Genomic DNA, 6,317 nt, shown 5'->3' on the forward strand with positions numbered 1-6,317 from the left:
TATGCTTCAGCCCACCGCTTACCGGTCCGGCTGCGGCGTCATGCGCAGATACGGACGCAACGCCTTGTAGCCCTTCGGGAATTTCTGCTTGATGACTTCCTCGTCCTTCAGCGACGGGACGATCACGACGTCATCGCCCTGCTTCCAGTTGCCCGGCGTCGCCACCGAGTGACTGTCGGTCAGTTGCAGCGAGTCGATCACGCGCAGCACTTCGTCGAAATTGCGGCCGGTGCTCGCCGGGTACGTGATGATGAGACGCACCTTCTTTTTCGGATCGATCACGAAGAGCGAGCGGACCGTGAGCGTTTCGTTCGCGTTCGGGTGGATCATGTCGTACAGCTCGGCAACCTTGCGATCGCCGTCCGCGAGAATCGGAAAGCCGACGCTCGCCGCCTGCGTCTCGTTGATGTCCTTGATCCACTCCTTGTGCGACTCCGCGCTGTCGACCGACAACGCGATCGTCTTCACATCGCGCTTTTCGAACTCGCTCGCGAGCTTCGCGGTCAGGCCCAGTTCGGTCGTGCAGACCGGCGTGAAATCGGCCGGGTGCGAAAACAGCACGCCCCAGCTATTGCCGAGCCATTCATGAAACCGGATCCGGCCGACACTCGACTCCTGCTCGAAATCGGGCGCGATGTCGCCAAGACGTAGACTCATAGTGCATCTCCTCATAGGTTTTCGGAAAGTATCCGGACGTGTTGCACGCGAGCCGTTGCCCGCGGCGCCCCGCAACGTTAAAGCATACGGCAGCGACGGTATATGACGAACCAACATCGCGTCACTACTTTATGCATTTTTGTAATTTTCTCCTATTTCAGGGAAACTTTGCGGGACAGATCAACTCCATCTGATGCCGATCTGGAGCAGACTGCCCTCAAACGGGTGCCATCGTGCTTTGCGGTATCGGGAACGGTTCATGCGTCGGCCTGGAACAACCGGGCACTGCGCTCGCCAGCGGCCGTTTCTTTGGTTACGATTCACGCGTGGCGTGAGACAAAGGGGAGCTGTCAATGTCGGAAGTCAACAAGGAGAGATTGATGTCGGATATCAAAACCGTCCTCGCGGACGCTGAGGACCTGCTGAAGCAGGCTGCGAGCGCCACCGGCGAGCGCGCTTCGGAACTGCGCGAAACCGCGCTGTCGCGCCTGAAGCAGGCCAAGGAAAAGGCGGCCGACGTACAGGTCGTCGTGGTCGAAAAAGGCAAGAAAGCCGCGCGTGCCACCGACGACTACGTGCACGAGCATCCGTGGGCGTCCATCGGCATCGCAGCCGGTGTCGGTGTGCTGGTCGGCTTGCTGATCAATCGCAAGTAAGGCCGGTGCGGCCGCCGGAGCAGGCACGTCCGGCGCACCGGCAAACCGGGTGGACCGGCGCGAGCCTCGCCGGTCCGCTTGTTCTGGCGCGCGTGCGCGCCAGCGAGGCCCTCACCAGCAACGCCCACAGCCATGACGACCGAAACCCAATCGCAGCGCGCAGAGCATAGTCCGTTGCGCCGCATTCTCAGTTCCGTGTTTACCATTCTGCAGACGCGGCTCGAACTGGTGGGCATCGAACTCGCCGAGGAAAAAGACCGTCTGCTAGGCGTGCTGTTTCTCGGCCTTGCCGCGATGATGCTCGCCACGATGGCACTGATCGCCCTGACCGCGCTGATCGCCATCGCCTTCTGGGACACCTACCGCCTGCAGGCGCTCGGCGGCATCACCGCGGTTTACGCGATTGCCGGCCTCGTATGCGCGCTGAAAGCACGCAGCGGTTTGCGCAACGCGCCCATGGTGTTCGAAGCCACCCTCGCAGAGTTCGAAAAAGACCGCGACGCGTTTCGCAAGCCGTGACGTCGTTCGCCCGACGCCGATCGCCCTCTCCCTCACTGCCGCCGTCACGCCCCGACACGCCATGAACCAGCCCCGTCCCGATACCGCATTCCGTCACCCGCGCCATCCGTCGAAGGACTTGAGCGCGCCGCATCTGCGCGCGCTGCGCAAGGAACTGCTGCTCGTGCGCGCAGACGTGGAGCGCGTCGAACTCGCGCAGGCCACCATCGAATTGCGCCAGGCGGTCACGCACTTCAGTTGGCTCAAGTTCATCGTTCCGGGCTTCGGCGGCGCGCGCATGGGCCGTGGATCGAAGGGGAGCGTGCTCAACGCGGGCACCCTCGGCGCGCTTCTGAAGCAGTACCCGTTCGTCAGCTCGATCATCTCGATGCTGCTCGCCAAGCCGCTGCGCGCGACCGTCATGGCAAGCGCCAAACCCGCGCTCAAATGGGGCGGCGTGGCGCTCGCCGCGTGGGAAGCGTTTCGCATCTGGCAGCAGATGAAGAACGATTCGTCGGCGAAGGCGGCGGCCCAGACGGCTACGGCAGCGACGGGAGAGTCTGCTGCGGAGAAGGCCGATTCGGCCGAAAGCGGGTATTGATACGGTGTAATGCGGATGCGTTGCAATGCGAATACGTTGTAGTGCGTTGCGATGCGTTGAACGCGAGTTTTTCCGCGTGTGTTTGCGCTAGTTCGCGTTCGTGCGGCTGCATGGCGAGTATCGAGCAAAGCGCGCTTTGCGTCGCACCGCATATCCGCCTCACGCCAGGCTACGACGTATTCCAGCACTCGCTACTGGCCGGCGTCGAACCGCCCGCCTCGTTTCTGTTGCCGCGCTGCCCCGTCGCATCGAGCGTGAACGTGCCGCAGGGATCGTCACGCATCGGCCCGGCATCCACCGGTGCCGCTTCGATCGCATAGCCGCCGTTCGTGTCGTCCCCAGGCAATACGTGCAGGCGATAGATCGCCGTGCCGGATTGCGGCGCCTGATCGAATCCCGCGGGCAATGTCGGCACGCTGTCGCTCGCCGCGCCCTCGACGAATTGCGCCGCGCGATACAACGCGGACGCCGCATCGACCCGATGCGTTCGCGCAATATGGCTGCGGTACGAAGGAATCGCAAACACGGCGAGCGTCGCGGTTATCGCCAGCGCGATCATCAGTTCGAGCAGCGTGAATGCCGATGCAGTCGATTTCGTCATGCACCTCCCATCAGAATGGCCTCGCGGCAACACGCCGCCAATGACGCTCGATAGCGCCGTCCTCGACCACCAGTTCCAGTTGCAGCCAGACCTGCGATTCACTCGTGTGGCCGAAGCCACGCGCGCTCAGCAGATACGCGGTGGCATTCGCCCGGCTGGCAAGACGCCAGGCCTCGACGAGACACTGCGGCGCCTGCGCCTCCGGCCATTGCGCGACAGGCGTCACAGCGCCGGCTTCGAACGCGGCTGCAAGCTTCCATTGGACCGGCTCGCCCGCCGCGAGCGGCGGCGGCATGTTCGCATCGACACCCATTGCAAGGACGTTGCGCTCACACAAAGTCAACGCCGAATCCGCCGCATGAAAAGCCTGCAAATAATCGCGTACATTGGTCGCCGCACGCGCCGACGCGAGCGATGTTTCGAACCAGATTGCGGACGTGGCCAGCATCATCGCGGCAATCAGCAGCACGATCGGCAAGACGACGCCGCGTTGGCGAACGCACGATGCATGGGCGAGCCAACCGGACGGACCATTGAATTTGCCTGGGTATCCCAACTTCATGCACTGCATGCGGCACTGGCGGTGCCAGCCAGGGCCATCACTCGACCACGTCGATTTCTCGTGGACCATCACGATGCAGCCCCCGCCTCCACGCGATTGCGTAGCGCAACGCGACGCGAAAACGCCTGTCGCGGCCGCAAATCGGCGCCGAGCGTGCTCACGCCGTCGCAATCGACATAGCGCGCACGCTGCCCTTGCGGCGCACCACGCACGAGCACGCAAAGATCCACCGCGACGACGTTGCCCCATTGATCCGCCGGCACCGCCGACGCATTGATCGCATCGAGTGCGCCGGCCAGCCAGTAGCGCAACCGCACGCGCTCGACGCCTTCCACCAGCGGCTGCGCGGTGCCCGCATTGCCATTGCCCTCGCAGTAAAGCTCCGGCTCGCCGGTCGAGCCACTGACGTTGGCAAAGTAGCGATTGACGACCGGCACACCCTGAGTGCCGAGCGCCGCGTCGCTGCTCTTTACCGCTTGCCCCACGCAATCGGTTATCTCTCCGCTCGAAGACGGCCACGTGGACACGGCATCGCCAACGTAACGGATCGCAACGCCGTCCGAACCCGTGCTCAATGTCGTGCAGCCGGAACTGTTGTCGGCACCCGTCGGACGACCTCCCGAGCAGCCGAACAATGCAGGCGGCGCCGCGTAGCCGACGACGTCCGCGGGAACGAAACCGGCCATCTGCAATTGCTGGCCAATCAGCATCAGCGTGGTCAAACCGGCTTCGCGAATCCGCATCGCATTGCTCGCGCGCTCGAACGCATTGCGCTGCGTCGTGTAGAGCGAAACGGCGCCCGCAGTCACGATCAATCCGAGTGCCATCGCAATCACGAACTCGATAAGCGTGTGACCGCGAGCTACAAGTCGCCGCCTCATTTCACGAACGCCAATGCAACGCAGGAAGTGCCTGCGGGAACCGCCACGCCACCGCAAGCCTCCGGTTTGTCGATCACGTCGACGTCACCCGCACCGGGCATGTCGTGCACGGCGTCCCAGGTCACGCGCGCCGCCGCAACTGCACCATTCTCTGCCAGCGACGCTTCGCCATGCGGCAAGACAACGCCTGCACGGGCGCTCCATTGGTTTAGCGCGGCATCGCTTGCCGGGGGCACCGCCAACGCTTCGACGACCGAATCGGCGATCCATGCAGCGTTTTCTCGCATCGTCATCGCGCGGGCTTCGCGCGCGATCCACAGCTGACCCGCGATCAAACCCAATGCGCTCACCGCGATCAATGCGACCGCCAGCATCACTTCGATTAGCGAACTACCTGCGCAAGCCGGCACAAATCGACGCAAACGGGTATTCGGCGCGCTTCGCATCATGACGTCGCTCCACACGCGCCTTCGGAAATCCGCGCGCGACCGCCCGACGCAATGCGGATGCAGCGTCGCCACATAGTCCCTTGCATCGCTTTGGATGGACTTCGCGGCGCAATATCGAAGTTTCGGAATGCGCCGATCAGTTGTCCGGCGGGTGGCGTGAACGTCAGGTCCGTTTGCACGCCCGTGATGCTCACTGCCGCAAGCGACGGTTGCGCGCGCAGCAGCGAGAGCTTGCCGCCACGCTCGGCGAGCACGGCCCAGCCGCAGGCCCAGTCGGCAATCGCGTCGCCGCATGGTTGCCCGGCGGCAAGGCAGGCGCGCGCCGCATTGGTCCGGCAGACGGTCACGCGCGTACCGCGGCGCAACGCCTCGCTGCGTGCATAGGCGAAGGTCGACAGCAAAGCCCGGGCGCGGGCGTCGACCTGATCGCGCACATGCCACGCAACGAACGCTGGCGTCGCCATCACCGCGATGACGGCCAGCAGCGCTATCACGGCCAGCGTTTCGACGAGTGTGAAACCGGCGCGCGACGGCCGGCAAATCGCATTGCATTTCATCTGCATCCCTGAGCGTTTCGAATGGATGCAGCCAATCTAGCGATTTGCCGAGCGCCCAGCAATCGGCCGAATGGCCAGGTGGTATTCGGACGCTATGGCAGACAACAATACCCGCGACGAACCATCATCGAGCGAGGTAGCGATGCGTGAAAAGACGCGCGAAAAGCGCGAAACAATGAATGCGAATACCGGTGCGAATGCCCGCGAACAACGCGCGGCACGCCTGCGCTCAGCGCTTGCGGGAAGGCTTGGGAGGAGAAGAGGCGCGGCGGAATTCCTCGATCACGTCCTCGAATTCGGAGACGTCTTCGAAGCGCCGGTACACCGAAGCAAAACGGACATAGGCGATCGTGTCGAGCGCACGCAACTCGTTCATCACGAGTTCGCCGAGACGCTCGCTGCGCACCTCGCGCTCGCCGCTGCCGAGCAGTTGATACTCGATGCGGGCGACCGCCGCGTCGATCGCGTCCGCCGCAACCGGGCGCTTGCGCAGCGCCAGTTGCATGCTCGCGACGATCTTGCGGCGATCGAACTCCGTGCGGCTGCCATCCTTCTTGACGACCGACGGCAACGCCAGCTCGACCCGCTCATACGTCGTAAAACGCTTGTCGCAGGCCGGGCAGCGGCGGCGCCGGCGAATCGTCGCGCCGTCTTCGGATACGCGCGAGTCGACGACCTGCGTATCGGCGTGGCGGCAGAAGGGGCAATGCATGGCGGCTTAGCGGTAGACCGGGAAACGCTGGGTCAACTCGGCGACCTGCCCACGCACGCGCTCGATCGTTGCCGCATCTTCCGGGTTATCCAGCACGTCGGCGATCAGGTTGCCGACCTGCTCGGCTTCCTTCACGCCGAAGC

10 protein-coding genes and 1 pseudogene are annotated in these 6,317 nt (G+C 63.9%); 3 read left to right on the forward strand and 8 right to left on the reverse strand.

Going from position 1 to position 6,317, the window contains the following annotated elements; translation table 11 throughout:
• Positions 1-18: 18 nt before the first annotated feature.
• Positions 19-657, reverse strand: a complete 639-nt coding sequence (locus tag F3J20_RS04640; RefSeq protein ID WP_167036157.1) for a peroxiredoxin — start codon at positions 655-657, stop codon at positions 19-21.
• Between the two features lie 353 nt (positions 658-1,010).
• Between F3J20_RS04640 and F3J20_RS04645 the strand changes: the two genes are divergently transcribed.
• The 3 genes from F3J20_RS04645 (at position 1,011) to F3J20_RS04655 (ending at position 2,412) form a co-directional block, all read left to right on the forward strand.
• Positions 1,011-1,313 carry a DUF883 family protein gene (locus tag F3J20_RS04645; RefSeq protein ID WP_007584918.1) on the forward strand — a complete coding sequence of 101 codons (303 nt, stop codon included), beginning with the start codon at positions 1,011-1,013 and terminating at the stop codon, positions 1,311-1,313.
• 132 nt (positions 1,314-1,445) lie between these two features.
• A complete protein-coding gene (locus F3J20_RS04650; protein WP_167036154.1) occupies positions 1,446-1,832 on the forward strand; it encodes a phage holin family protein in 387 nt (128 codons plus the stop codon).
• Between the two features lie 61 nt (positions 1,833-1,893).
• Positions 1,894-2,412 (forward strand): DUF3318 domain-containing protein, encoded by a 519-nt coding sequence (locus F3J20_RS04655; protein WP_167036151.1) that lies wholly within the window; start codon positions 1,894-1,896, stop codon positions 2,410-2,412.
• Between the two features lie 169 nt (positions 2,413-2,581).
• On the opposite strand, the gene F3J20_RS04660 is transcribed toward F3J20_RS04655, so the two are convergent.
• The 7 genes and pseudogenes from F3J20_RS04660 to glyA form a co-directional block, all read right to left on the reverse strand.
• Positions 2,582-3,013: a type IV pilin protein gene (locus F3J20_RS04660; RefSeq protein ID WP_167282195.1), complete on the reverse strand. Its 432-nt coding sequence runs from the start codon at positions 3,011-3,013 to the stop codon at positions 2,582-2,584.
• A gap of 10 nt (positions 3,014-3,023) precedes the next feature.
• Positions 3,024-3,464 (reverse strand): hypothetical protein, encoded by a 441-nt coding sequence (locus F3J20_RS04665; protein WP_167282207.1) that lies wholly within the window; start codon positions 3,462-3,464, stop codon positions 3,024-3,026.
• Between the two features lie 179 nt (positions 3,465-3,643).
• Positions 3,644-4,456, reverse strand: coding sequence for a PilW family protein (locus F3J20_RS04670; RefSeq protein ID WP_167282197.1), 813 nt, complete (start codon positions 4,454-4,456; stop codon positions 3,644-3,646).
• A complete protein-coding gene (locus tag F3J20_RS04675; protein ID WP_167282199.1) occupies positions 4,453-4,905 on the reverse strand; it encodes a hypothetical protein in 453 nt (150 codons plus the stop codon). The genes F3J20_RS04670 and F3J20_RS04675 overlap by 4 nt, the downstream gene beginning before the upstream one ends.
• Complete coding sequence (locus tag F3J20_RS04680; protein WP_167036139.1) at positions 4,902-5,468, reverse strand: GspH/FimT family pseudopilin; 567 nt, start codon at positions 5,466-5,468, stop codon at positions 4,902-4,904. Before F3J20_RS04680 ends, F3J20_RS04675 begins: the two co-directional genes overlap by 4 nt.
• 223 nt (positions 5,469-5,691) lie before the next feature.
• Entirely contained in the window at positions 5,692-6,174 is a 483-nt protein-coding gene (gene nrdR, locus F3J20_RS04685; RefSeq protein ID WP_027799387.1) for a transcriptional regulator NrdR, read from the reverse strand.
• A gap of 6 nt (positions 6,175-6,180) precedes the next feature.
• A pseudogene (gene glyA / locus F3J20_RS04690) lies at positions 6,181-6,317 on the reverse strand (serine hydroxymethyltransferase); the annotation flags it as partial.

The sequence above is a fragment of the Paraburkholderia sp. Cy-641 genome (assembly GCF_011752945.1).
Classification (GTDB): Bacteria; Pseudomonadota; Gammaproteobacteria; order Burkholderiales; family Burkholderiaceae; genus Paraburkholderia.